The organism is Stenotrophomonas genospecies 5, from assembly GCF_054473825.1.
The window spans coordinates 1-25330 of record NZ_JBTMUW010000004.1 but is presented as its reverse complement, the minus strand read 5'-3'; the positions used below and the strand labels follow the sequence as shown (position 1 = coordinate 25330).

Genomic DNA, 25330 nt, shown 5'->3' with positions numbered 1-25330 from the left:
GTTGGACTTCTTTTTCCAAATCCGGCGCCGACTGGCCCCCTTTCGTATGTCCATCGAAAATCTTCGCAACATCGCCATCGTCGCCCACGTCGACCATGGCAAGACCACCCTGGTCGACCAGCTGCTGAAGCAGTCCGGCACCCTGTCCGAGCGTACCGTCCTCGCCGAGCGCGTGATGGACAGCAACGACCAGGAAAAGGAACGCGGCATCACCATCCTGGCCAAGAACACGGCCATCACCTGGGAAGACAAGAAGACCGGCATCAAGAACCGGATCAACATCGTCGACACCCCCGGCCACGCCGACTTCGGCGGTGAGGTCGAGCGCGTGCTGTCGATGGTCGACACCGTGCTGATCCTGGTCGACGCGATGGACGGCCCGATGCCGCAGACCCGCTTCGTCACCCAGAAGGCCTTCGCGATGGGCTTCAAGCCGATCGTGGTGGTCAACAAGATCGACCGTCCGGGCGCGCGTCCGGACTGGGTGATCGACCAGGTGTTCGATCTGTTCGACAAGCTCGGCGCGACCAACGAGCAGCTGGACTTCCCGATCGTCTACGCGTCGGCCCTGAACGGCTATGCCGGCCTGGAAGACACCGTCCGCGATGGCGACATGACCCCGCTCTACGAAGCGATCATGAAGCACGCGCCGAAGCCCGAAGTGGATCCGGAAGGTGCCTTCCAGATGCGCATCAGCCAGCTGGACTACAACAACTTCGTGGGCGTGATCGGCATCGGCCGCATCCAGCGTGGCACCCTGAAGAAGAACATGCAGGTCACGGTGATCGATCGTGAAGGCAAGAAGCGCAACGGCAAGGTCGCGCAGGTGCTGGGCTTCCTGGGCCTGGAGCGCATCGAGCAGGACACCGCTGAAGCCGGCGACATCGTGGCGATCTCGGGCATTCCGGAGCTGACCATCTCCGACACCCTCTGCCACCCGGACACCCCGGAAGCGCTGCCGGCGCTGACCGTGGACGAGCCGACCATCTCGATGACCTTCCAGGTCAACAACTCGCCGTTCGCGGGCAACAAGGACCTGTCCGGTGGCAAGTTCCTGACCAGCCGCCAGATCAAGGACCGCCTGGACCGTGAAAAGGTCCACAACGTGGCACTGAAGGTCGAACAGCTGGAGGACGCCGACAAGTTCCTGGTCTCCGGCCGTGGCGAACTGCACCTGTCGGTGCTGATCGAGAACATGCGTCGTGAAGGCTACGAACTGGCCGTGTCGCGTCCGGAAGTGATCATCAAGGAAATCGACGGCCAGCAGATGGAGCCGATCGAACAGCTGGTGGTGGACGTGGAAGAAGTGCACCAGGGCGGCGTGATGGAAAAGCTGGGCACCCGCAAGGGCCAGCTGAAGAACATGGAACCGGACGGCAAGGGCCGCGTGCGCCTGGAATACTCGATCCCGGCCCGTGGCCTGATCGGCTTCCAGAACGAATTCAAGACCCTGACCCAGGGTTCGGGCCTGCTGTTCCACGTGTTCGACCATTACGGTCCGAAGGAACAGGGCGCAATCGCCAAGCGCATCAACGGCGTCATGATCGCCAATGCCCCGGGCGTGACTCCGGCCTACTCCCTGGGCCCGCTGCAGGAACGCGGAAAGCTGTTCGCTGCTGAAGGCGACAATGTGTATGAAGGCCAGCTGGTCGGCATCCACTCCAAGGACAACGACCTGACCGTCAACGCCATCAAGACCAAGCCGCTGACCAACATGCGCGCTTCGGGCAAGGACGATGCGATCCAGCTGACCCCGGCGATCAAGTACTCGCTGGAACAGGCGCTGGACTTCATCGAGGACGACGAGCTGGTCGAGATCACTCCGAAGGAAATCCGGCTGCGCAAGAAGTTCCTGACCGAAAGCGACCGCAAGAAGGCTTCGCGCGGCGGCTGAGCCGGACCGTGAGCCAGAGCGGCTACAACCCGGATCCACACCGGCATCCGGGCCTCCACGTCATCGCCCTGCTCGAAGCGAGCAAGGCGGTGCTGGCGTTGCTGGCTGCGACCGGGCTTGAAGTGCTCGGTCCGCAGCCGCTCCGCGATGGGGTCAATGCCCTGATCCGGCGTTTCAGCCTGGACCCGGATCACGGCACCCTGCCCTCCCTCCTGAACATGATCAATCCCGACGCCGTGCACCTGGCGGCGGCGGCGATGATCGGCTACGGCCTGCTGCACCTGGTGGAAGCCTGGGGCCTCTGGCGGGCCAGGGCCTGGGCCTCCTGGCTGGGCTGCCTGACCGCCGCGCTGTATCTGCCCTTCGATGTCTTCGCCATCGTCCGCCACCCCGGCTGGCCCTCCTGGACGATCCTGGCGATCAACCTGCTCGTGGTCTACGTCCTGGCCCGCGACCTGCGCAAGCGCCACCACTGAGCAGCAGCTACACTGGGCATTGGAGCCGACCAAGCCGCCCCATGCGCCCGTCCTTGCCGCCTCTGCTGACCTGCCTGCTCATCGCGCTGCCCGCGTTGTTCATTGTTGGCTGCAGCCCGGCCACGACCAGCGCCCACGCCGCCGAACCCGCGAGCCGCAACGTGCCCTTCCCCTACGCCGAGACCGACCTGGCCGACCTGCAGGCGCGCATGGTGGCCGGCGAACTGGACAGCACCACGCTGACCCACGCCTACCTGCAGCGCATCGCTGCGCTGGATCGCGCCGGGCCGCGCCTGCGTGCCGTCATCGAACTCAACCCGGATGCCCTGCGAGAAGCCGGTGAACGCGATCGCGAGCGCCGGGACGGCCATCTGCGCGGGCCGCTGCATGGCATTCCGGTCCTGCTGAAGGACAACATCAACGCCGCGCCCATGACCACCAGCGCCGGATCGCTCGCGCTGCAGGGTTTCCGCCCCGCCGATGCCTACCTGGTAAGACGCCTGCGCGAGGCCGGCGCGGTCGTGCTGGGCAAGACCAATCTCAGCGAGTGGGCCAACTTCCGCGGCAACGATTCGGTGTCGGGCTGGAGCGCGCGCGGTGGCCAGACCCGCAATCCGTACCGTCTCAGCCATTCGCCCTGTGGCTCCAGCAGCGGCAGCGCGGTAGCGGTGGCCGCCAATCTGGCCAGTGTGGCGATCGGCACCGAGACCGACGGCAGCATCGTCTGCCCGGCCGCGATCAACGGCATCGTCGGCCTGAAACCGACGGTCGGCCTGGTCAGCCGCGAAGGCATCATCCCGATCTCCTTCAGCCAGGACACCGCCGGGCCGATGACGCGCAGCGTCGCCGACGCCGCGGCCGTACTGACGGCGATCGCGGGCCGGGACGATGCCGACCCCGCCACGGCCACCATGCCCGGCCGCGCGGTCTACGACTACACCGCGCGCCTGGACCCCGAAGGCCTGCGCGGCAAACGCATCGGCCTGCTGCAGACCCCTCTGCTGACGTACCGTGGCATGGCACCGCTGATCGATCAGGCCGCCGCCGAACTGCGCCGTGCGGGCGCGGTGGTGGTGCCGGTGGAACTGCCCGACCCGGGTGCCTGGGCCGAAGCCGAGCGGGTCGTGCTGCTGCATGAGTTCAAGGCCGGGCTGGAGCGCTACTTCAAGACCTACCGCGTGCCCCTGCGCAGTCTTGGCGAACTCATCGCCTTCAACCAGGCCCAGGCGCCGCAGGAACTGGGCCTGTTCGGCCAGGAACTGCTGCTGGAGGCCAACGCCACTGCCGGACTGGCCGACCCTGCCTACATCCGTGCGCGCAGCGATGCGCGGCGCCTGGCCGGGCCGGAAGGCATCGACGCCGTCCTGGCTGCCTACCAGCTGGATGCGCTGGTTGCACCGACCACCGGCACAGCCTGGCCCATCCGCCGCGAAGGCGACGATTTCCCGGGTGAGAGCTACAGCGTGGCAGCGGTCGCGGGTTACCCCAGCCTGAGCGTGCCGATGGGACAGATCAACGGCCTGCCGGTCGGCCTGCTGTTCATGGGCACAGCCTGGAGCGAGCCGAAGCTGATCGAAATGGCCTATGCCTACGAGCAACGCACACGTGCGCGTCGCCCGCCTCATTTCGAAACCGACACCCTGATCGACACTGGCGAGCCTTGATCGGCCCCGGGTTGCCCGGCGGACCGGGGGTACCGCTGCGCTCGCCGGGCACGTCCCGGCGCTAGCGGTCGGGGTCCGGTTCCACCGGCGCGATCGCGGCCTCGCCGTCCTCCGCCCCGGGTGAACGTACATCTGCCGTACGTGCACGCGGTGCGCGTGGCATGTCCAGCTCATCCTCGCGCTGCAACCGCGCGCGCAGCTGCGGCAGTGATTGCGGATGCTCTCGCGCCAGGAAATCCAGCATGCGCTCGCGCACCAGGCAGCGAAGATCGAAGGCATCGCCGGAGCTGCGTGCACTGACCAGCAGGCGCACCTGGATTGCCCGCTCGCTGGTTTCGGTCACCTGGGTCACGCAGACCCGTCCATCCCACAGCGCCTCGCCGCGGCAGATGCGCTCCAGTTCACTGCGGATCGCCGCGATCGGCGCACGGTAGTCCAGCCACAGGAACGCCGTGCCGAGCAGATCGGCGCTGCGCCGGGTCCAGTTCTGGAAGGGGTTCTCGATGAACCAGGTCAGCGGCACCACCATCCGCCGCTCGTCCCAGATGCGTACCACCACATAGCTGCTGCCGATCTCCTCCACGCGCCCCCACTCGCCTTCAACGATCACCACATCATCCAGCCGGATCGGCTGGGTCACTGCGATCTGCAGGCCGGCGATGAGGTTGCCGAACACCGGCTTGGCGGCGATGCCCGCGACCAGCCCGATCAGACCGGCCGAGGCCAGCAGGGCGGCGCCGATCTTCTGCACCATCGGGAATGTCAGCAGCACCAGCGATGCACCGAGCACGATGATGCCGCCCATCAGCACGCGGCTCAGCACCCGCGTCTGGGTCTGGATGCGTCGGGCTTCCAGATTGTCCGAGACGTCGATGGGATGACTGCGAAGGATCGCACGCTCGCCGGCGGCCACCGCGCGCACCAGCAGCCAGATGAAACAGGCCGTCAGCGCGATGTGCAGCCCGTGCTGCAGATGCCCCAGCAGAGGCTCCTGCAGTGGCGTGGCCTGCAGCGCCGGGATCAGCAGCAGCAAGGGCCATGCGGTCGCCATTGGCAGACCAAGCACGCGACCGATGCGCGCGCGCCGACGATCACGCCCTTTCAGCCGGTGATAGATCCACAGGATCAGCCAGGCGCCGATGCCGCCCACCAGTGCCGCCAGACCCAGCGGCCATGCATATGCCTGTGCGCTTTGCCAGTGCACGGTTGCCACCTCCACTTGAACAGCAGCGGACAGCCTCGCGCATGGCGCATGAGCGTCACGTCAGTCGTTCGTAAGGAGGGTGTTGGTCTGCAGGGCTTGCAGCCCTGCATCTGCTGCGGGCTGGAGCAACAGCGACAGCAACTGCAACTGCAACTGCAACAGCCGAAGCAGAAGCGGATTTCCTGCGGGATGGCGGGGTGGGTCCGGTTGCGGGAGACGCCGTAAACCCATCCATGGGGGCTTGGCCGCGGCATCCATGCCGCGGACACTCCCGCAACCGGACCCGCCCCGCCTTCGACAGATTTTCGGGATCTGTCGGAATGGCTCTTGGGGTCAGATCCGTTTTCCTGCGGAAAACGGATCTGACCCCGGATTGATTTCGATATCGGACAGAGATTCATCCACGCATGGCGTGGATCTGACAGACACCGGGAATCCGCCATCCCCCGGAATGCCCGCATTTGACGTCGACGTTGACTCCGCAGGTGCAGGGCTGCAAGCCCTGCCGAAAAACCCTTAGCGCACCTGTTCCTGCTTGCGCACGATCGCCATCGCGATCTCCAGCGACTGCTCGTAGTTCAGCCGCGGATCGACCGTGGAACGGTACGCGCGCTCAAGATCACGCTCGGTGAGCTCGCGCGCGCCACCGGTGCATTCGGTCACGTCCTCGCCGGTCAGCTCCAGGTGCACGCCGCCCAGGCGCGTACCTGCCGCGGCGTGCAGATCGAACGACAACTCCACCTCGCGGCGCACGTTGTCAAAGCGGCGCGTCTTGAAGCCATTGGCGGTGCTCTCGGTGTTGCCGTGCATGGCATCGCACACCCACAGCACGCGGCGGCCGTCGCGCTTGACCGCTTCCAACAGCGACGGCAGCTTTTCGGCTATCTGCGTCGCGCCCATGCGGTGAATGAAGGTCAGGCGCCCGGGCTCGTCGTCCGGATTGAGTACATCGATCAGGCGCAGCAGCTGGTCCGGCGAAACCGACGGCCCCACCTTGATCGCGATCGGATTTCGCACGCCCCGCAGGTACTCCACGTGCGCGCCGTCGAGCGCCGCCGTGCGCATGCCGATCCAGGGATAGTGCGTGCTCAGGTTCAACCAGCCCTGCTGGCGCGGCACCTGCCGGGTCAGCGCCTGCTCGTAGGGCAGCAGCAGGGCCTCGTGCGAGGTGTAGAAGTCGATGCGGTTGAGGTTGTGCACCCGGGCACCGGCCAGGGTTTCCATGAAGTGCACGGCATCGCCGATCGATGCCACCATCTTCTGGTACTCGGCGGCGAGCGGCGAGTGCCGCACCCAGTCCAGGTTCCAGTACTCGGGGTGGTGCAGGTCGGCGAAGCCGCCATCGATCAGCGCCCGCACGAAGTTCATCGTCATCGCCGAATGCGCGTGGGCCTGCAGCATCCGCTTCGGGTCGGGCAGGCGCGCGGCTTCGGTGAAGGCCGGCGCATTGATCACATCGCCCCGGTAGCTGGGCAGCGTCACCCCATCACGGGTCTCGGTATCAGCCGAGCGTGGCTTGGCGTACTGGCCGGCGAAGCGGCCGACGCGGATCACCGGCTGGCGCAGGCCATGCACCAGTACCAGGCTCATCTGCAGCAGCACCTTCAGCCGATTGGAGATGGTGCCGGACTCACAGTCGCTGAAGTTCTCGGCGCAATCGCCGCCCTGCAGCAGGAAGCGCTTGCCCTCCTGCGCCTCCGCCAGCTGCTGCTTCAGCGCCAGGATCTCCCACGAGGTCACCAGAGGGGGTAGCCGCTTCAGCTCATGCAGGGCAGCATCCAGCGCCACCGGGTCGGGATAGGTCGGCATCTGCAGTGCGGTCTTGCCGCGCCAGCTCTCCGGCGACCAGGCAGCACCCGCAGCGGTTGCGGCAGGATCGGGAACCGGTGAAACGGCGGACAGGCTCATTGCAGACTTCCGGGGTGGGGGACGGTCATGGTCGCAGAGCCGGCCGCCGCCGCAAAGGGCCAGCCCTTCCGGCCCGATGCCTGAACGCCAGGGAAAGCACGCGCCGAGCAGCCACAGACCGCATGGTCGGCGGCGCCGGCAGAGGCGCATGATCTGTTACGGAGTAACACTCACCGTCATGGACCGGCCCCCTCCACGCCCCAGGCCCTACTCTCTCCCATGAAGCCCTCACGCCTCGCTACCAGCATCACCTTCGCCCTGGCCCTGGCCAGCACGCCCCCCCTTGCCGCAGCCGCGGATGACGCCGGGCCCGCAGTGAAAAACCTGGATGCGGTCACCGTCAGCGCCCACCTCGATCAGGCCCGCAACGCGCTGTCGCCGGACATCGGCAGCAGCCAGTACCAGATCACCGCCGAGGACATCCAGAAGCAGCCGCTCGGCGCCTCCGCCGCACTCAGCCAGGTGCTGCTGCAGGCCCCGGGCGTGGTCCAGGATTCCTACGGCGGTGTCCATGTGCGTGGTGATCACGCCAACCTGCAGTACCGCATCAACGGCGTGCTGCTGCCCGAATCGATCTCCGGCTTCGGCCAGACCCTGGATGCGCGAACCATCAGGAGCATCCGGCTGATGGATGGCGCACTGCCGGCGCAGTTCGGCGAACGCACCGCCGCAGTGGTGGACATCACCACCCGCAGTGGCGCCGAACTGGGCAACGGCGGCAGCGCCGGACTGACTGCCGGGTCGTTCGGCAAGGTCAATCCCAACGCCTCCTGGTGGGGCAACCAGGGACGCTGGAGCTGGTTCCTGACCGGCAACTACCACCAGAACGAGGTCGGCCTGGAGAACCCGACGAACTCGCGCCGGCCGCTGCACGACGACACCCACCAGGGCAAGGCGTTCGCCGACCTCACCTATCTGCTGGACGAGAACACGCGCGTGAGCGTGTTTGCCGGCATTGCCAACAACCGCTTCCAGATTCCGGTGAACCCGGGCCAGACACCGCAGTTCGGCTACCTCGATAACTCCACGTTCGACTCCAGCCAGCTGGATGAGACCCAGCGCGAGACCACGCGCTTCGGCATGCTGGTGCTGCAGGGGACGCTGGGCGCCAGCGCGTACCAGCTGTCGGCCGGCCAACGCTACAGCGATGTCGGGTTCAATCCCGATGTGGCGGGCGATCTGGTATTCAGCGGTGTTGCTTCACAGGTCCAGCGCAGCAACCGCGCCAACACCGTGCAGGCCGACGTTTCCACCCCGCTGGGCAGCGATCACACGCTGCGCTATGGCCTGTACGGCAATCATGAGACCGCGCGGGCCCACAGCAGCAGTTGGGTGTTCCCGGTTGACGACGCCGGCCAGCAGGCCAGCACCACGCCCCTGCTGATTCCCGACCGCAGTGCTTTCCACGCCAGCACGCTGGCGCTCTACGTGCAGGACGAGTGGAAGATCGGAGACAACTGGACGGTCAATTATGGCCTGCGCGGCGACCGCTACACGGCCTTCGGGCGGACCGAAGGCCAGATCAGCCCGCGCCTGGGCGTGGTCTGGAATGCCGGCGACAGCACCACCCTGCACGCAGGCTACGCGCGCTACTTCACACCACCGGCCAGCGAGCTGATCGCCCGCGACGACATCGCGCTGTACGACGGCACCAGCAACCAGCAGCCCAGTGATGGCAACGCCACGCCACTGGCCGAGCGCAGTGACTACTACGACCTCGGCATCTCGCAGCAGATCGGCGAGCACCTGACACTCGGCGTGGACGCGTATGACCGGCGTGTCGCCCGCCTGCAGGATGAAGGCCAGTTCGGCGCCGCCTACCTCTATTCAACGTTCAACTATCGTCGCGGCCACATCCGCGGCCTGGAGTTCAGCGCCGACTACAGCGACGGACCGTTCAGCGCTTACTTCAACGCTGCATACAACAAGGCGATCGGCACCCAGGTGATCACCGGCCAGTACAACCTCGACCCGGACGCCCTGGCCTACGTGGCCGACCATTGGATCCACCTGGACCACGACCAGAAGCTGACCTCGTCGGGCGGTGTCAGCTATGCCTTCGCCGGACACAACCGGATCGGTGCCAACTACGTGTTCGGCAGTGGCCTGCGCTCGGACACCGAAAGCGTACCCAATGGGGGCGAGCTGCCGTCCTACCTGCAGGTGAACCTCAGTGCTGGCCACGATTTCAACCCCGACAGCGGCCATCCGCTGCATGCACAGCTGGCGTTGGTCAACGCGCTGGATCGCAGCTATCAGCTGCGCGATGGCGGCGGCGTAGGCGTGTTCGCCCCCCAGTGGGGGCCGCGACGCGGCGCCTATCTCAGCCTGCAACAGGATTTCTGATCGATGTCGCCGCCCCCCGGCAGAGCCGAGCCCATGCCCGGCTCTGCTGGGGCGCGTCAGTTACTCAGCGCCTGACCCTGCGCAGCGGCACCAGCAGTGCCCACAGCCCCAGCAGCACGAACCACACGCCCGACCACATCGGCATGGTCAGTCCGAGGAAGGTCCAGTCGATGTTGCCGCAGTTGCCGGTACCGGTCAGCACCGTGCGGAACACCTCGAACGGGCCCATGGTCTCGCGCAGGAAGCTCAGCGGCGGACCACAGGTGGCACCCATTTCCGGCGGCAGCATCTGCACGTAGACATGGCGCGCGGCGATGCCGACGCCGACGGCTGCCGCAATGAAGGCAAGGATGCCGTACGTCACCCGTCCCGGCCGGTTCGACGGGCCGTGCAGTGCGCCCAGCAGGAACAGCAGGCCGAGCGCGGCAAAGGCCAGCCGCTGGAAGATGCACAGCGGGCACGGCTCCAGCCCCATCTTCAGCTGCAGGAAAATCGCATAGCCCAGCAGGCCCACGCAGATCAGGAAGCCCAGCAGGAACTGGGCGCGGAAGGGCCAGCGCAGAGGATTCATCGTGAATGCTCGAATGGATCAGGCGCCAAGCGTAACCGACCGCGCCTGCCATTCGAACCGCTGCCGGTGACGCTCGTCGGAACGGTGCGGGCCACTTCCCTTCGCAGGTAGCGCCGGGCCATGCCCGGCGAGTGCAGCGGAAACGTAAACGCCGGGCATCGCCCGGCGCTACCAGAACGCAAAAGCCCGGCAGATGCCGGGCTTTCACTGTGTCGCGTTGGAGCGGTCCGATTACTCGGCCACTTCCTCGGCCACGGCCGGACGGTCGACCAGCTCGACGTAGGCCATCGGAGCATTGTCGCCGGCGCGGAAGCCGCACTTCAGCAGACGCAGGTAGCCACCCGGACGGTTCGCGTAGCGCGGGCCCAGGATGGTGAACAGGTTGCCCACGGCTTCGTTGTCACGCAGGCGGGCAAAGGCCAGACGGCGGTTGGCAACGGAATCGACCTTGGCCAGGGTGATCAGCGGCTCGGCGACGCGGCGCAGTTCCTTGGCCTTCGGCAGGGTGGTCTTGATCAGCTCGTGCTTGAACAGCGAGGCGGCCATGTTCTTGAACATCGCTTCGCGATGGGCGCTGGTACGGCTGAACTTACGGCCAGACTTCTGGTGACGCATGGTGATGTTCCTTGGTTAATGATGTGGCTGTGTGGATCGTTGTCGCCATCCTGGCGTTGCTGCACGGACTGCGGATGGTCCTGGCCGCCCGTCCTGGACGACCTGCCCGCGAACCTGCGGTTCGTCATGGCATCTTGCGGTGAAGGCTCCACCGCTGACGGTGGAGCCTCCGGGTACAGCAGGAGGCTTTATCAGCCCAGCATGCCGTGGCTGGCGACGCCGGCCGGCGGCCAGTTCTCCAGCTTCATGCCAAGCGACAGGCCACGCTGGGCCAGCACTTCCTTGATCTCGGTGAGCGACTTCTTGCCCAGGTTCGGGGTCTTCAGCAGCTCCACTTCGGTCTTCTGGATCAGATCGCCGATGTAGTAGATGCTTTCAGCCTTCAGGCAGTTGGCCGAACGCACGGTCAGCTCCAGATCGTCGATCGGGCGCAGCAGCACCGGATCCACGCCGTTGTTGGCCGGCTTGGCCGCACCGCGGTCGCGGTGGGTGAAGTCACCGAACACCGACAGCTGGTCGCTGAGGATGTCGGCGGCGGTGCGCACGGCTTCCTCGGCATCGATGGTGCCGTTGGTCTCGATATCGATGACCAGCTTGTCCAGGTCGGTACGCTGTTCGACGCGGGCCGCTTCCACGGCATAGGCGACGCGGCGGACCGGCGAGAACGAGGCATCCAGGACCAGGCGGCCGATGGCACGGGTTTCTTCGTCCGGACGACGACGCGCAGCAGCCGGCTGGTAGCCGAAACCACGCTCGATCTTCAGACGCATGTTCACTGCCGTATCCTTGGTCAGGTGGCAGATCACATGGTCGCCGTTCAGGATCTCCACATTGTGGTCGACCTTGATATCGGCAGCGGTGACAACGCCCGGGCCCTGCTTGGACAGGGACAGGGTGGCGCTGTCGCCGGAGTGCATACGGATGGCCACGTCCTTCAGGTTCAGCAGGACTTCGAGCACGTCCTCCTGCAGACCTTCGACCGTGGTGTACTCATGCAACACGCCGTCGATTTCGACTTCCGTGATGGCGAAGCCCGGGATGGACGACAGCAGCACGCGACGCAGGGCGTTGCCCAGCGTATGCCCGTAACCCCGCTCCAAAGGTTCGATAACGACCTTTGCACGGGTGTCGGTAAGGCGTTCGATCTGCGGACCGCGAGGACGCAGAACCTGGTTGGCGGTAACCGTCATGTTGCGGGTTCTCCTAGTGAACCCCCGGCCGTCGCCGGGGGCTCTCCAATGTGAATTACTTCGAATACAGCTCGACGATCAGCGCTTCGTTGATGTCCGCAGGCAGATCCGAACGATCCGGAACCGCCTTGAAGATGCCGGTGAACTTGCCGGAATCCACTTCAACCCACGACGGGCTCAGGTCATGCTGTGCGGCGACGGTCAGGGCTTCCTGGACGCGCAGCTGCTTGGCAGCCTTCTCGGACAGCGCGATGGCATCGCCAGCCTTGACCTGGTACGAAGCCAGGTTGACCGACTTGCCATTCACGGTGACGCCGCGGTGCGACACCAGCTGGCGGGCAGCCGGACGGGTCACGGCGAAGCCCATGCGGTAGACGACGTTGTCCAGGCGGGTTTCCAGCAGCTGCAGCAGGTTCTCGCCGGTGTTGCCCTTCTTGGTCGAGGCCTTCTTGTAGTAGTTGCGGAACTGACGCTCCAGCAGGCCGTAGATACGCTTGACCTTCTGCTTTTCACGCAGCTGGGTGGCGTAGTCGGACAGCTTGCCCTTGCGGGCAGTGGCGCCGTGCTGGCCGGGCTTCTGCTCCAGCTTGCACTTGGAGTCCAGCGCACGCGCCGGGCTCTTCAGGGACAGGTCGGCGCCTTCGCGGCGGGCGAGCTTACAGGTAGGACCGATATAACGAGCCATTTCTTATCGCTCCCTTTAGACGCGACGCTTCTTCGGCGGACGGCACCCGTTGTGCGGGATGGGCGTCACGTCGATGATGTTGGTGATCTTGTAGCCGACGTTGTTCAACGAACGCACGGCCGACTCACGGCCCGGACCCGGGCCCTTGATGCGGACTTCCAGCGACTTCACGCCGTAGTCCAGCGCAGCACGACCGGCCTTCTCGGCAGCCACCTGGGCAGCGAACGGGGTCGACTTGCGCGAACCGCGGAAGCCAGCGCCACCGGAGGTCGCCCACGACAGAGCATTGCCCTGGCGGTCGGTGATGGTGACGATGGTGTTGTTGAACGAAGCGTGGACGTGGGCAACGCCGTCAGTGACGACGCGCTTGATCTTCTTCTTGGTCTTAGCAGCGGGCTTAGCCATTTCTCAGTCCCTTACTTCTTGATCGCCTTGCGCGGACCCTTGCGGGTGCGGGCGTTGGTACGGGTGCGCTGGCCACGCAGCGGGAGGCCACGACGGTGACGCAGGCCGCGGTAGCAGCCCAGGTCCATCAGGCGCTTGATCGCGATGCCGATCTCACGGCGCAGATCGCCTTCCACGATGTACTTGCCGACTTCGGCGCGCAGGCGCTCGATTTCCGGCTCCGACAGATCGCGGATCTTGGTGGTCGAAGCGACGCCTGCGACTTCGCAGACCTTCTTCGAACGGGTACGGCCGATGCCGTAAATGCTTTGCAACCCGACCCAGACATGCTTCTGGGCTGGCAGGTTGACGCCTGCAATACGCGCCATGACGCGGTTCTCCAGCTGAGTGATGGCCGACAGCGCGCCTCGGGCACGCCAATCCGGCAGGATGGATCAAAAAAGTGAACTAGCGATACTAACAAGGTTCCGGTTTACATGGAAGCCCGTGAAACCAGAGGTTTCATGAACCCGGCCTGGGGAGTGTGCCCAGGCTCCGGCGCCGGATGGGGTTGATCCCGGGAGGTCTCCCGGGGCCGCCCGCGCTACTCCTGCGCGGGACCACCTCATCACACCCCCACCCGGAACCGCTGCGGGGGCCGCCCTTCGTTTGTGTGGCCGGAGTCCGCGAAGCGGAGGGACCATCACGTCAGGAAGACGAAAGTATAACAGGCGAATCAGCCGCGGGCAAAACCGCCGCGGTTGCCACCCTTCAGGTTGGCCTTCTTCAGCAGGCTCTCGTACTGGTGGGACATCAGGTGCGCCTGCACCTGGGCGATGAAGTCCATCACCACCACCACCACGATCAGCAGCGAGGTACCGCCGAAGTAGAACGAGGCGTTCAGCTGCGTGCGCATCAGTTCCGGCAGCAGGCAGACGATCACCAGGTAGGCCGAGCCGGCTGCGGTCAGGCGGGTCAGCACGCCGTCGATGTAGTCGGCAGTGGCCTTGCCCGGACGGATGCCCGGAATCAGCGCGCCCGACTTCTTCAGGTTGTCGGCGGTTTCCTGCGAGTTGAACACCAGCGCGGTATAGAAGAACGCGAAACCGGTGATCAGCGCAGCGAACACGATCATGTGCAGCGGCTCGCCCGGACCCAGCGCGTTGGCGACCTTCTGCAGGACCTGGCCGAAGCTGCTCTGGTTGGCCGCCTGGCCGGACCACATGGCCAGGGTGGCCGGGAAGGCCAGCAGGCTCGAGGCGAAGATCGCCGGGATGACGCCGGCCATGTTGAGCTTCAGCGGCAGGAACGAGGTCTGGTTCATGTACGCATTGCGACCGCCCTGGCGGCGCGCGTAGTTGACCGTGATCCGGCGCTGGCCGCGCTCGACGAACACCACGAAGAAGGTGAAGGCGAGAACGACGATGGCGATCAGCAGCAGCTGGATGAACTGGATGTTGCCGTCGCGGTAGGCATCGAAGGTATGGATGACCGCGCCCGGCAGGCCCGCCACGATACCGGCGAAGATGATCAGCGACACGCCGTTGCCGATGCCGCGCTCGGTGACCTGCTCACCGACCCACATCAGGAACATGGTGCCGGCGGTCAGCGCGACCACGGCGGTGAGCACGAAGCCCATGCCCGGCGCGTACACGACCGGAGCGCCCGACGGCGAGACCTGGCCCTGCAGGGCCAGAGCGATCGAACCGCCCTGCACCACTGCCAGCAGCACGGCGCCGATGCGCGAATACTGGGTGATCTTGCGGCGACCGGACTCACCTTCCTTCTGCATCGCCTTCAGGGCGGGGAAGATGTGCACGGCCAGCTGCATCACGATCGATGCCGAGATGTACGGCATCACGTTCAGCGCGAAGATGCTGAAACGGTGCAGGGCGCCGCCCGAGAACATGTTGAACATGTCCACGATGCCGCCGCCCTGCTGCTGCATCATGGCAAGCATGGCATCGGGATTGACGCCCGGCACCGGCACGTAGCAGCCGATGCGATAGACGATCAAAGCCCCGACGACGAACAGCAAACGTTGGCGAAGTTCAGTGAACTTGCCCATTCCGCCCGCGAGGTTACCGATGCCAGCTTGCGCCATGATTTTCTTACTCCGTTACGCTGCCGCCGGCAGCTTCGATCGCAGCCTTGGCACCGGCCGTGGCAGCAACACCCTTCAGGGTGAACGCCTTGGTCACTTCGCCCTTGACGACGACCTTGGCCTTCTTGGCAGTGCTCGGGACCAGCTTGGCGGCACGCAGGGCGGCGAAGTCGATCTCGCCGGCCGGCAGCTTGTCCAGCTGGTACAGCAGCACTTCAGCGGTGTCCTTGGCGATCGGCGAACGGAAGCCGATCTTCGGCAGACGACGCTGCATGGGGGTCTGGCCGCCTTCGAAGCCGGCCTTGATCTTGCCGCCACCCTTGCGGGCGAACGAACCCTTGTGGCCGCGGCCGGCAGTCTTGCCCAGGCCCGAGCCGATACCGCGACCGACGCGAGTGCGCTCGGTACGGGCGCCCGGTGCCGGGCTCAGTTCATTGAGACGCAGAGTCATGATCGATTACTCCTCAACCTTGACGAGGTAGTGAACGGTATTGATCAGGCCGCGAACCTGCGGGCTGTCCTTCAGTTCACGCACATCGTTGAGCTTGTTCAGACCCAGGGCACGCACCGACAGACGGTGACGCGACTGAGCACCACGCAGGCCGCGCACCAGGCGCACCTTCACAGTCTTGTTGGACTCATTAGCCATGGTTGAGTTCCTCCACCTTCTTGCCGCGCTTGGCCGCGATGCGGGCCGGCGACTGCGCTGCAGACAGGCCCTTCACGGTGGCACGCACCAGGTTGATCGGGTTGCGCGAACCGGTGGCCTTGGCCAGCACGTTCTTCACGCCAACCGCTTCCAGGACGGCGCGCATGGCACCGCCGGCGATGACGCCGGTACCTTCCGAAGCCGGCTGCATGAACACGCGGGCTGCGCCATGACCATCCTTGATGGTGTGCCACAGGGTGCCGTTGTTCAGGTCAACGCTGACCAGGTTCTTGCGGGCCTGTTCCATCGACTTCTGGATGGCGACCGGCACTTCGCGGGCCTTGCCATAACCGAAACCGACCTTGCCTTCGCCGTCGCCGACCACGGTCAGGGCGGTGAAGGTGAACTGGCGACCACCCTTGACGGTCTTGCTGACGCGGTTGACCGCGACCAGCTTTTCGATCATGCCGTCGTCGATCTTCTCTTCGCGGTTACGGTCGCGATCGCGACCCCGCTGCTGACGCTCTTCTGCCATGTTGATTCCTTGGTTGTTGGGTATGTACGGCTCAGGGCCGCTTATGGTTGTGGAATGACGCGTCGTTCCGGTGGGCCACTACAGAAGAATGGCGCCGTCCAGCCTCGCTCAGGCTGGCGAGCAGGCGGACAGGGGGCCATCGGCCCCCTGCCCCGATCCCTTAGAACTGCAGGCCGGCTTCGCGGGCAGCCTCTGCCAGGGCCTTGATACGGCCGTGGTAACGGTAACCCGAACGATCGAAGGCAACCTTCTCGACGCCGGCGGCCTTGGCACGCTCAGCGACGATGCGGCCAACCTTGGCGGCGGCATCGACATTCTTGCCGCTCTTCAGGCCTTCCTTGACGTCGGTCTGGGTGGTGTTGGCGGCAGCCAGCACCTTGGAACCGTCGGCGGTGAAGACCTGGGCATACAGGTGCTGGCCGGTGCGCAGCACCGACAGGCGGGCGACGCCGAGCTCACGGATGTGGGCGCGGGTCGACTTGGCGCGACGCAGGCGGGCGATGTTCTTGTTCATGATGTTTTTCCTATGAAAGCGGAAGCGCCTATTAGGCCTTCTTGGCTTCCTTACGGATGATGACTTCGTCGGAGTACTTCACGCCCTTGCCCTTGTACGGCTCCGGCTTGCGGAACGCACGGATCTTGGCGGCAACTTCACCGACGGCCTGCTTGTCCGCGCCCTGGACCAGGATCTCGGTCTGGGTCGGGGTGGACAGCGTGATGCCTTCCGGCGCCACGAACACGACCGGGTGCGAGAAGCCCAGCGACAGGCTCAGGTCCTTGCCCTGCATGGCAGCGCGGTAACCCACGCCGACCAGCTCCAGCTTGCGCTCGAAGCCTTCGGACACGCCCTTGACCATGTTGGCCAGGATCGCACGCACGGTACCGGTCAGTGCGACCAGTTCGACGTTCTCGGTGCTCAGGGTGGCAACGCCGTTATCGACGTTGATGGCAATACCGGCCGGCTTGGCCAGCGACAGGGTGCCCTTCGGGCCCTTGGCGGTGACGCTTTCCGACTGGACGTTCAGTTCAACCTTACCCAGGTCGATCGGCTTCTTGGCTACGCGGGACATAGTTCTACTCCTTTCGCCTTAGGCCACGAAGCACAGGACTTCGCCGCCGACGCCCAGCTGGCGCGCCTGCGCATCAGTCATGATGCCCTTGGAGGTGGAAATGATGGAGATGCCCAGGCCGTTCATGACCTTCGGCAGCTCGCTCTTGCCGCGGTACTGGCGCAGGCCCGAACGCGAGAAGCGCTTCAGGGTCGCGATGACCGGCTTGCCTTCGAAATACTTCAGCACGATTTCCAGCTCGGCCTTGTTGTTCTCCAGCTGGGTAACGCGCAGGTCGGTGATGTAACCCTCGTCCTTCAGGACCTGGGCGATCGCAACCTTGATCTTGGACGACGGGGCTTTCACCGTCTGCTTGCCAACCGCGGCCGCATTCTTGATGCGGACCAGCAGGTCGGCGATGGGATCAGTCATGCTCATATGAGTACCTTTGAGTGCACCGATATCCGCTTTCGCGAAAATCTGTTGTCTCCTGGAAACGGGCCAGGTCCCTTGATGCAGCGGACCTGTGGCCCGCCCTACAACCCCGTCTGCACAGGGCAAGACGCGGGAGTATACGCCAAAAGAGCCCGACTTGCGTCGGGCTCTTCGGGTTTTTTGCGAAAGGGAGGCTGAATGCCTCCCCTCCCCGGTTCAGGAACCCCCGGAGGGGCGCCTGATCGCAGGACCGGCTGGGATTACCAGCTGGCCTTGCGCAGACCCGGGACGTCGCCACGCATGGTGGCTTCACGCAGCTTGTTGCGGCCCAGGCCGAACTTGCTGTAGACGCCACGCGGACGGCCGGACAGTTCGCAGCGGTTGCGCTGGCGGCTCGGCGACGAATCGCGCGGCAGCTTGGCCAGCTTGGCAGCAGCTTCGATCTTCTCGTCGTAGCTCGCGTCCACCGAGGACACGATCTTCTTCAGAGCAGCACGCTTCTCAGCGTACTTCTTGGCCAGCTTTTCCCGCTTGATGTCGCGGTTGACCATGGAGGTCTTTGCCATTTCGGTTTCCTCGACGGATCAGTTACGGAACGGGAACTTGAACGCTGCCAGCAGCGCCTTCGCTTCCGCGTCGGTCTTCGCAGTGGTGGTGATGGCGATATCCATACCGCGGATCGCGTCGACAGCGTCGAAGTCGATTTCCGGGAAGATGATCTGTTCCTTCACACCCATGTTGAAGTTGCCGCGACCGTCGAAGGAACGACCGGAGACACCACGGAAGTCGCGCACGCGCGGCAGCGAGATGTTGATCAGGCGATCCAGGAACTCGTACATCTTGTGGCGACGCAGCGTGGTCTTGCAGCCGATCGGCCAACCATCGCGGATCTTGAACGACGCAACCGAAATACGCGACTTGGTGACAACCGGCTTCTGGCCGGAAATCTTGGTCATGTCGCCGACGGCGTTTTCCAGGATCTTCTTGTTGGTGGCCGCTTCGCCGACACCCATGTTCAGGGTGACCTTGACGAGCTTCGGCACTTCCATCGGATTGGTGTAGCCGAACTGCTTCATCAGCGCCGGCACCACTTCGTCCTTGTAGAACTTTTCGAGACGGGAAGTCATCTTCTCATTCCTCAGGCGTCGAGCGCCTCACCGCTGGAGCGGAACACACGCAGTTTGCGTCCATCCTCCAGCACCTTGAAGCCAACGCGTTCGCCCTTGCCCGAAGCCGGGTTCAGCACATTCACGTTGGAGATATGGATCGAAGCTTCACGCTCGACCACGCCGCCGGCAACGCCTGCCTGCGGGTTCGGCTTGGTGTGGCGCTTGACGATGTTCACGTTGGCGACGACCACACGGTCGCCGTCGACGCGGACGACTTCGCCCTGCTTGCCCTTGTCCTTGCCGGTGTTGACGACGACCTGGTCGCCCTTCTTGATACGGTTAGCCATGATTATCTCCTGTCGCTCACAGCACTTCGGGAGCGAGCGAGACGATCTTCATGAACTTCTCCGAACGAAGTTCACGGGTCACCGGCCCGAAGATACGGGTACCGATCGGCTCCTGCTTGTTGTTCAGCAGGACGGCAGCGTTGCCGTCGAAGCGGATCAGCGAGCCGTCGGCGCGACGCACACCCTTGCGGGTACGCACCACGACGGCGTCATACACTTCACCCTTCTTGACCTTGCCGCGCGGAATCGCATCCTTCACGGTGACCTTGATGATGTCGCCGATGCCGGCGTAACGGCGCTTGGAACCACCCAGCACCTTGAAGCACATCACCTGCTTGGCACCCGAATTGTCCGCGACGTCAAGGTAGCTCTGCATCTGGATCATGATTCAGACTCCTTATTCAGCCGCACGCGTGATGACTTCCACCACGCGCCAGTTCTTGGTCTTGGACATCGGAGCAATCTCGGTCACGCGGACGACATCGCCTTCCTTGCAGGCGTTGTCGGCATCGTGGGCGTGCAGCTTCGTCGAGCGCTTGATGTACTTGCCGTACAGTGCGTGCTTGACCTGACGCTCAACCAGGACGGTAACCGTCTTGTCCATCTTGTTGCTGACGACACGGCCTTCGACCGTGCGCAGCGTCTTGTTTTCAGTATTGTCGCTCATAGCGGCCATCCTTACTTCGTGCTGCCGAGCAGGGTCTTGACGCGAGCAATCTCGCGACGGACCCGGCGGATGTCGTGGGTCTTCGGCAGCTGGCCGGTGACCTGCTGCATACGGACAGAGAACTGTTCCTTACGCAGGTCGATCAGGTGGGCCTTGAGTTCGTCAGCCGACTTTTCACGGAGAGTTTTGATATCCATCAGCGCACCGTACGGGTCACGAAAGTGGTGGTGACCGAGAGCTTGGCGGCGGCCAGGCGGAACGCCTCGCGAGCCACTTCCTCGGAAACACCCTCGATTTCATAGATCATGCGGCCGGGCTGGATCTGGGCCACCCAGTATTCCACGTTACCCTTACCCGAACCCATTCGAACTTCGATGGGCTTCTTGGTGATGGGCTTGTCGGGGAACACGCGGATCCACATCTTGCCGCCGCGCTTGACGTAGCGGCTGATCGAGCGGCGAGCCGCTTCGATCTGACGCGCGGTCAGCTGACCGTGTGCGGTTGCCTTCAGGCCGTATTCGCCGAAGCTGACAGCGTTGGCGCTCCAGCTCAGGCCTTCGTTACGGCCCTTGTGTACCTTGCGGTACTTGGTTCGCTTGGGTTGCAACATTGTCGTTACCTCGCTTCACGGGCCGGGCGCTGACGGTCACCACGGTCGCCGCGATCGTGACGATCGTTGCGCGACGGGGTGTCGTCCTGCTTTTCCTGGCCAACCTGGGAGAAATCGAAGACCTCACCCTTGTAGATCCAGACCTTGATGCCGATGATGCCGTAGGTCGTCTTGGCTTCAGCGAAGCCATAGTCGATGTCGGCACGCAGGGTGTGCAGCGGCACGCGGCCTTCGCGGTACCACTCCGAACGGGCGATTTCAGCACCGTTGAGGCGGCCACCCACGTTGACCTTGATGCCCAGGGCACCCAGGCGCATCGCGTTGCCCACCGAGCGCTTCATTGCGCGGCGGAACATGATGCGACGCTCCAGCTGCTGGGCGATCGACTCGGCAACGAGCTGCGCGTCCAGTTCCGGCTTGCGCACTTCGGTGACGTTGATGTGCGCCGGAACGCCCATCATCTCGCTCACTTCCTTGCGCAGCTTCTCGATGTCCTCACCACGCTTGCCGATCACCACGCCCGGACGGGCGGTGTGGATCGTCACGCGCGCGGTCTTGGCCGGACGCTCGATCAGGATCTTGCTGATGCCGGCCTGAGCCAGCTTCTTGCGCAGCATTTCGCGAACTTTCAGGTCGGCTGCCAGGTAACCAGCGAACTCGGCCTTGTTGGCGTACCACTTGGAGTTCCAGTCCTTGGAAATACCGAGACGGATACCAATCGGATGAACTTTATGACCCATGGTCTTTTCCTTATCCGCTTACTTGCCGGCGCCCACAACCACAGTGATGTGGCTGGTGCGCTTGAGGATGCGGGTACCGCGGCCTTTCGCCCGCGCCATGAAACGCTTCAGGGTCGGACCTTCATCAACCATGATGGTCTGAACCTTCAGCTCGTCGACGTCGGCGCCCTGGTTGTTCTCGGCGTTGGCAATAGCCGACTCCACCACCTTCTTGATCAGGTGGGCAGCCTTCTTGTCCGAGAACTTCAGCAGATTGACCGCACGTTCGGCCGGCAGACCGCGCACCTGGTCAGCGACCAGGCGAGCCTTCTGCGGGGAGATGCGCGCAGTGCGCAGGATGGCTTTCGCTTCCATTGTCATCTCTCCTTACTTGCCCGACTTCTTGTCACCACCGTGACCCTTGAAGGTCCGGGTGATGGCAAATTCGCCGAGCTTGTGGCCGACCATGTTCTCGTTGACGAGAACCGGGATGTGGTTCTTGCCGTTATGCACGGCAATGGTGATGCCTACCATGTCAGGCAGGATCATCGAACGGCGCGACCAGGTCTTGATCGGCTTCTTGCTGCCCGCAGCGGCCTCCACCTTCTTGACGAGGTGGTGATCGACGAACGGGCCCTTCTTGAGTGAACGTGCCATGGTCGATTAGCCCCTACGATCGCGGACGATGAACTGCTGAGTGCGCTTGTTATGGCGCGTCTTGTAACCCTTGGTCGGGACACCCCACGGGGTGACCGGATGCGGGTTACCCTGGCCGGCCTTGGCCTCACCACCACCGTGCGGGTGGTCAACCGGGTTCATGGCAGCACCACGAACGGTCGGGCGGACGCCGCGCCAGCGCTTGGCACCGGCCTTGCCCAGCTTTTCCAGGCTGTGCTCGTCGTTGCCGACTTCGCCGATGGTGGCGCAGCACTCGACCGGAACCTTACGCATTTCACCCGAGCGCAGGCGCAGGGTGGCGTAGATGCCTTCGCGGGCGACCAGCTGCACGGCAGCACCTGCAGCGCGGGCGATCTGAGCGCCCTTGCCCGGCTTCAGCTCGATGCAGTGGATGGTGGTACCGACCGGGATGTTGCGCAGCGGCAGGGTGTTGCCCGCCTTGATCGGGGCATCCGAACCAGCGATCACCTGATCACCGGCCTTCAGGCCCTTCGGGGCGATGATGTAGCGACGCTCGCCGTCGACGTAGCACAGCAGGGCGATATGGGCGGTGCGGTTCGGATCGTATTCGATGCGTTCCACGCGCGCCGGGATGCCCAGCTTGTTGCGCTTGAAGTCGATGATGCGGTAGTGCTGCTTGTGGCCACCACCGACGTGACGGGTGGTGATGCGGCCGTGGTGGTTACGACCACCCGAGCGGCTCTGCGACTCGACCAGCGCAGCGTGCGGAGCACCCTTGTGCAGGTCGGGCGTAACCACGCGCACGGCCGAACGGCGGCCGGGGGAAGTGGGCTTGAATTTCATCAATGGCATGGGATGTACCTCAGGCCTTGGCCGTTACATCGATCGACTGGCCATCGGCCAGGCGAACGTACGCCTTGCGCCAATCGCCGCGGCGGCCAGCACGGTTACGGAAGGACTTGTTCTTGCCCTTGACGTTGACCACGTTGACGGCTTCGACCTTGACGTCGAACAGCTGCTCAACCGCGGCCTTTACATCGGCCTTGGTGGCTTCGTTCGAAACTTCGAAGACATACTGGTTGGAGAGTTCCTGCAGGCGCGCGGTCTTTTCGGAGACACGCGGGGCACGCAGCACGCTGAAGATTTTTTCGTTGCTGTTCATGCCAGCCACTCCTCGACCTTCTTGACCGCGTCAGCGGTGATGACGACCGTGTCGGCACCGACCAGCGATACCGGGTCCAGGCCCTGCACGTCACGCACCTGCACGTACGGCAGATTGCGGGCGGACAGGTACAGGTGCTCGGAGGCTTCCTCGGTGACGATCAGCGGGCGCTTGCCCACTTCCAGGCCGGCCAGCTTGGCGATCAGACCCTTCGTGCTGGTCGCTTCGACATCGAAGGCCTCCACGATGGTCAGACGGCCCTGGCGGTTCAGCTCGGACAGGATCGCGCACATGGCGGCACGGTACTGCTTACGATTGACCTTCTGCTCGAAGCTGCGCGGCTTGGCCGCGAAGGTGACACCGCCGCCGACGAAGATCGGAGCCGTCAGTGCGCCATGACGCGCGCCGCCGCCCTTCTGCTTCTTCGACTTCTTGGTGGTACCAGCCACTTCGGAGCGAGTCTTCTGTGCCTTGGTGCCGGCGCGACCGGCGTTGCGGTAAGCAACGACGACCTGGTGGACCAGATCTTCGCTGAAATCGCGACCGAACACGGCGTCGGAGACCGAGACCTTGTTGTTGCTACCCGTGATAACGAGTTCCATCGTCATCTCTCCTTATGCCTTGCTCGCCGGACGGACGATCACATCGCCACCCGCCGCGCCAGGAACGGCGCCGCGAACCGCAATCAGACCGCGCTCGACGTCGACCTTGACCACTTCCAGGTTCTGGGTGCTCTGCTGCACCGCGCCCATGTGGCCCGACATCTTCTTGCCCGGGAAAACGCGACCCGGGGTCTGGCGCTGACCCAGCGAACCCGGCGCGCGATGCGACAGCGAGTTACCGTGGGTTGCATCGCCCATACGGAAGTTGTGGCGCTTGATGGTGCCCTGGAAACCCTTACCCTTGGTGACACCCTGGACGTCGACGATCTGGCCGACTTCGAAGATGTCCGCCTTGACTTCGCCGCCGACGGCGAAGTCGCCGAGCTGCGCGTCTTCAACGCGGAATTCCCACAGGCCACGACCCGCTTCCACCTTCGCCTTGGCGAAGTGGCCGGCTTCCGGCTTGTTGACCAGGGCAGCGCGACGCGCGCCGACGGTCACCTGCACGGCGCTGTAGCCGTCGGTTTCGACGGTCTTGATCTGCGCGATGCGGTTCGGGGTGGCTTCGATCAGGGTCACCGGGATGGAACGACCATCTTCGGTGAACACGCGGCTCATGCCGGCCTTGCGGCCCACGAAGCCCAACGAATACTTCTTCGTCATGGTCGTAGTCCTCAGGTCAGCTTGATCTGAACGTCGACGCCGGCAGCCAGTTCGAGCTTCATCAGCGCGTCCACGGTCTTGTCATTCGGGTCAACGATATCGAGCACGCGCTTGTGCGTGCGGGTCTCGTACTGGTCACGCGCGTCCTTGTCGACGTGCGGGGAAACGAGAACGGTGTAACGCTCGATCTTGGTCGGCAGCGGGATCGGGCCACGCACTTGCGCGCCGGTCCGCTTTGCCGTTTCAACGATCTCGCTGGCCGAACGGTCGATCAGACGATGATCGAACGCTTTCAGCCGGATCCGGATCTTTTGGTCCGCCATGGCGGTAGGTTCCTTCGTTAAAAGAGCGACAGACAAAGCCTCTGGGTTGCTTTGCCCCATGAAATTCCTGCATACGGACGGCCCGCACTCCTGCAGGCCGACAAGGTCAATCCGTAGACCTCAAAAACGTAGGCAGACCAGTTTCCCGGCCTGCCCAGACGTAGAAGCATAATGGCACGCCAGGCAGCTGTCAACAGTCTCCTGTTGACGCCGCCTGAATGGCCTTGACCCTTCCTGGTCCGGGGAACACAAGGCACATCCTGTGCCTGCTTTCCCATTTTGATACGCCCCGATGCCCTACCCAGGCAACATCGGGGCGCAGAGTCTAACAGATTACTTGATGATCTTCGAGACCACGCCGGCGCCGACGGTGCGGCCACCTTCGCGGATGGCGAAGCGCAGGCCTTCGTCCATCGCGACCGGGTTGATCAGGGTCACGGTCATCTTGACGTTGTCACCCGGCATCACCATTTCCACGCCTTCCGGCAGCTTGGCAGCGCCGGTGATGTCGGTGGTGCGGAAGTAGAACTGCGGGCGGTAGCCGTTGAAGAACGGGGTGTGACGGCCGCCCTCGTCCTTCGACAGCACGTACACTTCGCCTTCGAACTCGGTGTGCGGGGTGATCGAACCCGGCTTGGCCAGAACCTGGCCGCGCTCGACGTCGTCACGCTTGGTGCCGCGCAGCAGCAGACCGGCGTTGTCACCTGCCTGGCCCTGGTCCAGCAGCTTGCGGAACATTTCCACGCCGGTCACGGTGGTCTTCTGGGTCGGACGGATACC

Annotated in this window: 35 protein-coding genes; 4 read left to right on the top strand and 31 right to left on the bottom strand. The window is 64.3% G+C overall.

Annotated elements, in window-relative coordinates; genetic code table 11:
* Window positions 1-46 precede the first annotated feature (46 nt).
* The 3 genes from typA to ACX9OW_RS19105 are packed head-to-tail and all read left to right on the top strand — an operon-like array spanning window position 47 to window position 4034.
* Complete coding sequence (gene typA, locus ACX9OW_RS19115; RefSeq protein WP_053520332.1) at window positions 47-1894, top strand: translational GTPase TypA; 1848 nt, start codon at window positions 47-49, stop codon at window positions 1892-1894.
* A gap of 8 nt (window positions 1895-1902) precedes the next feature.
* Window positions 1903-2370 (top strand): DUF2127 domain-containing protein, encoded by a 468-nt coding sequence (locus tag ACX9OW_RS19110; protein WP_065176006.1) that lies wholly within the window; start codon window positions 1903-1905, stop codon window positions 2368-2370.
* A 41-nt stretch (window positions 2371-2411) separates the two neighbouring features.
* On the top strand, window positions 2412-4034 hold the full coding sequence (locus tag ACX9OW_RS19105) for an amidase (protein ID WP_459062689.1): 1623 nt from the start codon (window positions 2412-2414) through the stop codon (window positions 4032-4034).
* A gap of 61 nt (window positions 4035-4095) precedes the next feature.
* On the opposite strand, the gene ACX9OW_RS19100 is transcribed toward ACX9OW_RS19105, so the two are convergent.
* Window positions 4096-5238, bottom strand: a complete 1143-nt coding sequence (locus ACX9OW_RS19100) for a mechanosensitive ion channel family protein (protein ID WP_053520335.1) — start codon at window positions 5236-5238, stop codon at window positions 4096-4098.
* A 516-nt stretch (window positions 5239-5754) separates the two neighbouring features.
* Entirely contained in the window at window positions 5755-7146 is a 1392-nt protein-coding gene (locus tag ACX9OW_RS19095) for a class II 3-deoxy-7-phosphoheptulonate synthase (protein WP_053519755.1), read from the bottom strand.
* A 219-nt stretch (window positions 7147-7365) separates the two neighbouring features.
* On the opposite strand from ACX9OW_RS19095, the gene ACX9OW_RS19090 reads away from it, so the two are divergent.
* Complete coding sequence (locus tag ACX9OW_RS19090; protein WP_459062688.1) at window positions 7366-9492, top strand: TonB-dependent receptor; 2127 nt, start codon at window positions 7366-7368, stop codon at window positions 9490-9492.
* Window positions 9493-9556: 64 nt separating this feature from the next.
* Here the strand turns inward: ACX9OW_RS19090 and ACX9OW_RS19085 are convergent, their stop codons facing one another.
* The 29 genes from ACX9OW_RS19085 to ACX9OW_RS18945 all read right to left on the bottom strand — a co-directional run.
* On the bottom strand, window positions 9557-10063 hold the full coding sequence (locus ACX9OW_RS19085; RefSeq protein ID WP_053519753.1) for a disulfide bond formation protein B: 507 nt from the start codon (window positions 10061-10063) through the stop codon (window positions 9557-9559).
* Window positions 10064-10294: 231 nt separating this feature from the next.
* Entirely contained in the window at window positions 10295-10678 is a 384-nt protein-coding gene (gene rplQ, locus ACX9OW_RS19080) for a 50S ribosomal protein L17 (RefSeq protein ID WP_053519752.1), read from the bottom strand.
* A 191-nt stretch (window positions 10679-10869) separates the two neighbouring features.
* Window positions 10870-11868 (bottom strand): DNA-directed RNA polymerase subunit alpha, encoded by a 999-nt coding sequence (locus ACX9OW_RS19075; protein WP_004145453.1) that lies wholly within the window; start codon window positions 11866-11868, stop codon window positions 10870-10872.
* 55 nt (window positions 11869-11923) lie between these two features.
* Complete coding sequence (gene rpsD, locus ACX9OW_RS19070) at window positions 11924-12553, bottom strand: 30S ribosomal protein S4 (RefSeq protein ID WP_004145446.1); 630 nt, start codon at window positions 12551-12553, stop codon at window positions 11924-11926.
* A gap of 15 nt (window positions 12554-12568) precedes the next feature.
* Window positions 12569-12958 (bottom strand): 30S ribosomal protein S11, encoded by a 390-nt coding sequence (gene rpsK / locus ACX9OW_RS19065; protein WP_004145443.1) that lies wholly within the window; start codon window positions 12956-12958, stop codon window positions 12569-12571.
* A gap of 11 nt (window positions 12959-12969) precedes the next feature.
* Window positions 12970-13326: a 30S ribosomal protein S13 gene (gene rpsM / locus ACX9OW_RS19060; RefSeq protein WP_004154500.1), complete on the bottom strand. Its 357-nt coding sequence runs from the start codon at window positions 13324-13326 to the stop codon at window positions 12970-12972.
* 347 nt (window positions 13327-13673) lie between these two features.
* The gene (gene secY / locus ACX9OW_RS19055; RefSeq protein ID WP_005415420.1) at window positions 13674-15041 is read right to left on the bottom strand and encodes a preprotein translocase subunit SecY; all 1368 of its coding nucleotides are present in this window, start codon (window positions 15039-15041) and stop codon (window positions 13674-13676) included.
* Between the two features lie 7 nt (window positions 15042-15048).
* Window positions 15049-15492: a 50S ribosomal protein L15 gene (gene rplO, locus ACX9OW_RS19050; RefSeq protein ID WP_053519751.1), complete on the bottom strand. Its 444-nt coding sequence runs from the start codon at window positions 15490-15492 to the stop codon at window positions 15049-15051.
* A 6-nt stretch (window positions 15493-15498) separates the two neighbouring features.
* Window positions 15499-15690: a 50S ribosomal protein L30 gene (gene rpmD / locus ACX9OW_RS19045; RefSeq protein ID WP_004145412.1), complete on the bottom strand. Its 192-nt coding sequence runs from the start codon at window positions 15688-15690 to the stop codon at window positions 15499-15501.
* On the bottom strand, window positions 15683-16225 hold the full coding sequence (gene rpsE, locus ACX9OW_RS19040; RefSeq protein ID WP_005408213.1) for a 30S ribosomal protein S5: 543 nt from the start codon (window positions 16223-16225) through the stop codon (window positions 15683-15685). Before rpsE ends, rpmD begins: the two co-directional genes overlap by 8 nt.
* Before the next feature lie 160 nt (window positions 16226-16385).
* On the bottom strand, window positions 16386-16739 hold the full coding sequence (gene rplR, locus ACX9OW_RS19035; RefSeq protein WP_053519749.1) for a 50S ribosomal protein L18: 354 nt from the start codon (window positions 16737-16739) through the stop codon (window positions 16386-16388).
* 31 nt (window positions 16740-16770) lie between these two features.
* Entirely contained in the window at window positions 16771-17295 is a 525-nt protein-coding gene (gene rplF, locus ACX9OW_RS19030) for a 50S ribosomal protein L6 (RefSeq protein WP_053519748.1), read from the bottom strand.
* An 18-nt stretch (window positions 17296-17313) separates the two neighbouring features.
* Window positions 17314-17712, bottom strand: a complete 399-nt coding sequence (gene rpsH, locus ACX9OW_RS19025) for a 30S ribosomal protein S8 (protein ID WP_005415417.1) — start codon at window positions 17710-17712, stop codon at window positions 17314-17316.
* Between the two features lie 257 nt (window positions 17713-17969).
* On the bottom strand, window positions 17970-18275 hold the full coding sequence (gene rpsN, locus ACX9OW_RS19020; protein ID WP_053519747.1) for a 30S ribosomal protein S14: 306 nt from the start codon (window positions 18273-18275) through the stop codon (window positions 17970-17972).
* Between the two features lie 18 nt (window positions 18276-18293).
* Window positions 18294-18836: a 50S ribosomal protein L5 gene (rplE, locus tag ACX9OW_RS19015; protein WP_053519746.1), complete on the bottom strand. Its 543-nt coding sequence runs from the start codon at window positions 18834-18836 to the stop codon at window positions 18294-18296.
* A gap of 11 nt (window positions 18837-18847) precedes the next feature.
* Window positions 18848-19165: a 50S ribosomal protein L24 gene (rplX, locus tag ACX9OW_RS19010; protein ID WP_053519745.1), complete on the bottom strand. Its 318-nt coding sequence runs from the start codon at window positions 19163-19165 to the stop codon at window positions 18848-18850.
* Window positions 19166-19181: 16 nt separating this feature from the next.
* Entirely contained in the window at window positions 19182-19550 is a 369-nt protein-coding gene (gene rplN, locus ACX9OW_RS19005) for a 50S ribosomal protein L14 (protein ID WP_010483978.1), read from the bottom strand.
* Window positions 19551-19562: 12 nt separating this feature from the next.
* Window positions 19563-19832 carry a 30S ribosomal protein S17 gene (gene rpsQ / locus ACX9OW_RS19000; RefSeq protein WP_053519744.1) on the bottom strand — a complete coding sequence of 90 codons (270 nt, stop codon included), beginning with the start codon at window positions 19830-19832 and terminating at the stop codon, window positions 19563-19565.
* An 11-nt stretch (window positions 19833-19843) separates the two neighbouring features.
* Window positions 19844-20029: a 50S ribosomal protein L29 gene (rpmC, locus tag ACX9OW_RS18995; protein ID WP_004154487.1), complete on the bottom strand. Its 186-nt coding sequence runs from the start codon at window positions 20027-20029 to the stop codon at window positions 19844-19846.
* Window positions 20029-20442 carry a 50S ribosomal protein L16 gene (gene rplP, locus ACX9OW_RS18990; protein ID WP_053519743.1) on the bottom strand — a complete coding sequence of 138 codons (414 nt, stop codon included), beginning with the start codon at window positions 20440-20442 and terminating at the stop codon, window positions 20029-20031. Before rplP ends, rpmC begins: the two co-directional genes overlap by 1 nt.
* A 5-nt stretch (window positions 20443-20447) precedes the next feature.
* Entirely contained in the window at window positions 20448-21182 is a 735-nt protein-coding gene (gene rpsC / locus ACX9OW_RS18985) for a 30S ribosomal protein S3 (protein WP_004145350.1), read from the bottom strand.
* Window positions 21183-21200: 18 nt separating this feature from the next.
* Window positions 21201-21536 (bottom strand): 50S ribosomal protein L22, encoded by a 336-nt coding sequence (rplV, locus tag ACX9OW_RS18980; protein WP_080375339.1) that lies wholly within the window; start codon window positions 21534-21536, stop codon window positions 21201-21203.
* 12 nt (window positions 21537-21548) lie between these two features.
* Window positions 21549-21818, bottom strand: a complete 270-nt coding sequence (gene rpsS, locus ACX9OW_RS18975; RefSeq protein ID WP_005415413.1) for a 30S ribosomal protein S19 — start codon at window positions 21816-21818, stop codon at window positions 21549-21551.
* A gap of 6 nt (window positions 21819-21824) precedes the next feature.
* Window positions 21825-22652 (bottom strand): 50S ribosomal protein L2, encoded by an 828-nt coding sequence (rplB, locus tag ACX9OW_RS18970; protein ID WP_053519741.1) that lies wholly within the window; start codon window positions 22650-22652, stop codon window positions 21825-21827.
* Between the two features lie 10 nt (window positions 22653-22662).
* The gene (rplW, locus tag ACX9OW_RS18965; protein WP_004145338.1) at window positions 22663-22962 is read right to left on the bottom strand and encodes a 50S ribosomal protein L23; all 300 of its coding nucleotides are present in this window, start codon (window positions 22960-22962) and stop codon (window positions 22663-22665) included.
* The gene (rplD, locus tag ACX9OW_RS18960) at window positions 22959-23564 is read right to left on the bottom strand and encodes a 50S ribosomal protein L4 (RefSeq protein ID WP_053519740.1); all 606 of its coding nucleotides are present in this window, start codon (window positions 23562-23564) and stop codon (window positions 22959-22961) included. The genes rplW and rplD overlap by 4 nt, the downstream gene beginning before the upstream one ends.
* 12 nt (window positions 23565-23576) lie before the next feature.
* Window positions 23577-24227, bottom strand: coding sequence for a 50S ribosomal protein L3 (rplC, locus tag ACX9OW_RS18955; protein ID WP_004145336.1), 651 nt, complete (start codon window positions 24225-24227; stop codon window positions 23577-23579).
* 11 nt (window positions 24228-24238) lie between these two features.
* Window positions 24239-24550: a 30S ribosomal protein S10 gene (gene rpsJ / locus ACX9OW_RS18950; RefSeq protein WP_005408208.1), complete on the bottom strand. Its 312-nt coding sequence runs from the start codon at window positions 24548-24550 to the stop codon at window positions 24239-24241.
* 333 nt (window positions 24551-24883) lie between these two features.
* The coding region (locus tag ACX9OW_RS18945; RefSeq protein ID WP_459062687.1) for an EF-Tu C-terminal domain-related protein at window positions 24884-25330 on the bottom strand (447 nt) is incomplete at its 5' end.